Raw genomic sequence first — 3,884 nt, forward strand, 5'->3', positions numbered from 1 at the left:
CAACGCCGTCCGTCTTGCAAAGGGCAAGCACTCCATCAAAACCACGCGAAAGCTCGCCGGATGGGATACAAACGAACTCGCGCGAATCCTAAGCCCTGCCCGTTAACCTGGACTCGTTGCCCTGGTCGTTTCCGCCACCGCCTTGCGTTCCGGCCAAAACCCTGTATAGAGCGCGCTTCTGCCGGTCCCGGCTGGGGGCTGAACGGAGGGCCGGAGGTTTTCCAAAAAAACTTCCGCTTGAAGCCGGATGTGCTTCGGTCTCCCGTGTCTCCGCTCTCGACCGTCCATGCTCCTTTCTTCCCCCGAGGCGGCCGCAAGGTCATCGAAGGGTCAGACAGGTTGCAGAGGCTTAGCCGCCGGTGCCGGGCAGAATGTTGAAGAAAGGCAAAGACATCATGGCTCTCTACGAACATGTGTTTCTTGCCCGCCAGGACCTCTCGCAGCAGCAGGTCGACGCGCTTGTGGAGCACTACAAGGGCGTCATCTCTGCCAACGGAGGCACCGTCGGCCGGGTCGAGAACTGGGGACTGAAGTCCCTCACCTACCGGATCAAGAAGAACCGGAAGGCCTACTACACGCTGATGGACCTGAACTGCCCGCCGGCCGCGCTCAACGAGCTCGAGCGCCAGCAGGGCCTGTCCGAGGACATCCTGCGCTTCCTGACCATCAAGGTCGAGGCGCATGAGGAAGGCGTGTCGGCGATGCTGCAGAAGCGCGAAGAGCGCAGCGAGCGCGGCTTCGGTGATCGCGACCGCGGCCCGCGCAGCTTCGGCGACCGCGGCCCGCGCAGCTTCGGCGACCGCGAGGACCGTCCCCGCCGCCCGCGCGAACAGGCTGAAGGAGCCGCCGAATAATGGTCGACATCAACCAGATCCCGACGCGGCGCCCGTTCCATCGCCGCCGCAAGACCTGCCCGTTCTCCGGCGCCAACGCCCCGAAGATCGACTACAAGGACGTGCGCCTCTTGCAGCGCTACATCTCCGAGCGCGGCAAGATCGTGCCGAGCCGCATCACCGCGGTCAGCCAGAAGAAGCAGCGCGAGCTCGCCAGGGCGATCAAGCGCGCCCGCTTCCTCGGCCTGCTGCCTTACCTGGTGCGCTAAGCTAAACGCTGGGGACAGTTTACTTTTTCCGCAGAAAAGCAGGGGCAGTCGAGATCTCGGCGCCAGCGGAAAGAAAGTAAACTGTCCCCGGCACTTCACCCCCCGCGACGGGCGCGGCGGGTCGAAACACAAATCCCGAGTTGGGGCGTTCTTTCGCCCCTAACTGCCGCAACGGGCAGGACAGCGACCCCGGCACGACCAGTTGCCCACGCTTCCCCGTCCGTTTCCACCAATTGCCGCCCCGGCGGCACGCTGAAAGGAACAGAGACATGGAAGTCATCCTACTCGAACGCATTTCCCGCCTCGGCCAGATGGGCGACACCGTCAAGGTCAAGGACGGCTTTGCCCGCAACTTCCTGCTGCCCAAGGGCAAGGCGCTGCGCGCCAACGAGGCCAACAAGAAGAAGTTCGAAGGCCAGCGCTCGCAGCTCGAGGCGCGCAACCTCGAGCGCAAGTCGGAAGCCCAGCAGATCGCCGACAAGCTCGACGGCAAGAGCTTCATCATCGTGCGCTCGGCCGGCGAAACCGGCCAGCTCTACGGCTCGGTGTCGACCCGCGACATCGCCGACCTGCTCACCGCCGAGGGCTTCTCCGTCAACCGCAACCAGGTCGAACTCAACCAGCCGATCAAGACCATCGGCCTGACCAATGTGGCGATCGCGCTGCATCCGGAAGTGGAGTCCACCGTCACCCTCAACATCGCCCGCTCGACCGAAGAGGCGGAGCGCCAGTCGCGCGGCGAGACGCTGACCACCGCCGAGGCGATCTACGGCGAGGACATCAACGAGAACGCCCGGCCGGACAATTTCTTCGACCCGGCCACCGAGGAAGAAGTCGAAGGCTGACCGCCCGACTCGCTTGCGAACGCAAAAAGGCCCGGGCCGACCGCTCGGGCCTTTTTCATGCGCGGGCTTCCGCCGTTTCTGCTTTGTTCACATGTGCGCCGCAACCCGCTAAGCTTGGCCGTGATTCGCGAAAAACGCCTGGCTTCCGGTCAAGGGCAAATCTTTCCACCGGGACCCGCGATCTGTGAATCCAGTGTACCGAGACGGATAGTTTCCCACTCGTGCCGCGGCTTCTGGTAACCCGGACCGGCAGGGGTTCCAGAGGGCAGCATGGCAGAGGCAGCGCGAAAACTCAGCGTGGCGGAGACACCGCTCTATCGCGAGGCGCCGAACAACATCGAGGCCGAGCAGGCGCTGCTCGGCGCCATCCTGGTCAACAACGACGCCTTCTACCGCGTCTCCGACTTCCTCAAGGCCTCGCATTTCTACGAGCCGCTGCACCGCAAGATATTCGACGTCGCCGGCGACATGATCCGCATGGGCAAGGCGGTGACGCCGGTCACGCTGAAGACCTTCCTGCCGGCCGAGGAGAAGGTCGGCGACATGACGGTCGCGCAATATGTCATACGGCTGGCCGCCGAGGCGGTCACCGTCATCAACGCCTCCGACTACGGCCGCGCCATCTACGATCTCGCCACCCGCCGGGCACTGATCACGGTGGGCGAGGACATGGTGAACATCGCCTATGACGCGCCGGTCGACATGTCGCCGCAGGCGCAGATCGAGGACGCCGAACGGCGGCTGTTCGAGCTCGCCGAGACAGGCCGCTACGACGGCGGCTTCGAGAGTTTTTCCGACGCCATCAAGACGGCGATCGACATGGCGAGCGCGGCCTATATGCGCGACGGGCATCTGTCCGGCATCGCCACCGGCCTGCGCGACCTCGACAACCGCATGGGCGGCCTGCAGCCGTCGGACCTGATCGTGCTGGCCGGACGGCCAGGCATGGGCAAGACCTCGCTGGTCACCAACATCGCCTTCAACGTAGCGCATGCCTACGAGCCGGCGCAGCAGGCCGACGGCTCGTTCAAGGCGGCCAATGGCGGCGTGGTCGGCTTCTTCTCGCTGGAAATGTCGTCGGAGCAGCTCGCCACCCGCATCATCTCCGAGCAGGCGGAGGTCCCCTCCTCCAAGATCAGGCGCGGCGACCTGACCGAGGCGGATTTCGAAAAACTGGTCGGCTGCACGCAGATGCTGCAGAAGATCCCGCTGTTCATCGATTCGACCGGCGGCATCTCGATCGCCCAGCTGGCCGCCCGCGCCCGCCGGCTGAAACGCCAGCGCGGCCTCGACGTCATCGTCATCGACTACATCCAGCTGATGACCGGCTCGTCGAAGCGCGCGAACGAGAACCGCGTGCAGGAGATCACCGAGATCACCACCGGGCTGAAGGCGCTGGCCAAGGAACTGGCCGTGCCGATCATCGCGCTGTCGCAGCTGTCGCGCCAGGTGGAAAGCCGCGAGGACAAGCGGCCGCAGCTCTCGGACCTGCGCGAATCAGGCTCGATCGAGCAGGACGCCGACGTTGTGATCTTCGTCTACCGCGAGGAGTATTATCTCAAGAACAAGGAGCCGAAGCCCGGCACCGACGAATATCTGAAATGGGAAGGCGAGATGAACGAGGCGCGCGGCAAGGCGGAAGTGATCGTTGCAAAACAGCGCCACGGCCCGACGGGAATGGTGTCGCTGGCCTTCCAGGGCGAGTTCACCCGCTTCTCCGATCTTGCCGAGGAGCATCATTTGCCGGATCGGTTCGAATGAGTGGCGTCCAGCATGGCTAGGCTGGCGGGACAGCACCCCCCTCTGTCCTGCCGACATTTCCGAACGAGTGACGTCACGTGGCTAAACCCCGCGTCCAGTTCATCTGCCAGGCCTGCGGCAATGTCAGCTCGCGCTGGGCGGGCAAGTGCGACGCCTGCGGCGAGTGGAACACGCTC

At 64.4% G+C, this 3,884-nt stretch carries 5 protein-coding genes; all 5 read left to right on the forward strand.

Features of this window, described 5'->3' with window-relative positions; genetic code table 11:
* The first annotated feature begins 395 nt into the window (after positions 1-395).
* Positions 396-854, forward strand: a complete 459-nt coding sequence (gene rpsF / locus C7I84_RS29195; RefSeq protein ID WP_106775722.1) for a 30S ribosomal protein S6 — start codon at positions 396-398, stop codon at positions 852-854.
* Positions 854-1,102 (forward strand): 30S ribosomal protein S18, encoded by a 249-nt coding sequence (gene rpsR, locus C7I84_RS29200; RefSeq protein ID WP_106775719.1) that lies wholly within the window; start codon positions 854-856, stop codon positions 1,100-1,102. The genes rpsF and rpsR overlap by 1 nt, the downstream gene beginning before the upstream one ends.
* 269 nt (positions 1,103-1,371) lie before the next feature.
* Entirely contained in the window at positions 1,372-1,947 is a 576-nt protein-coding gene (rplI, locus tag C7I84_RS29205) for a 50S ribosomal protein L9 (protein ID WP_106775720.1), read from the forward strand.
* Between the two features lie 270 nt (positions 1,948-2,217).
* Positions 2,218-3,708: a replicative DNA helicase gene (locus tag C7I84_RS29210; RefSeq protein WP_106775721.1), complete on the forward strand. Its 1,491-nt coding sequence runs from the start codon at positions 2,218-2,220 to the stop codon at positions 3,706-3,708.
* Between the two features lie 77 nt (positions 3,709-3,785).
* Positions 3,786-3,884 (forward strand): hypothetical protein (locus tag C7I84_RS30260; protein WP_165816261.1); only part of this gene is annotated, 99 nt, incomplete at its 3' end.

Origin of the sequence: Kumtagia ephedrae (genome assembly GCF_003012745.1) — a bacterium.
In the GTDB taxonomy this organism is placed as follows: Bacteria; Pseudomonadota; Alphaproteobacteria; order Rhizobiales; family Rhizobiaceae; genus Kumtagia; species Kumtagia ephedrae.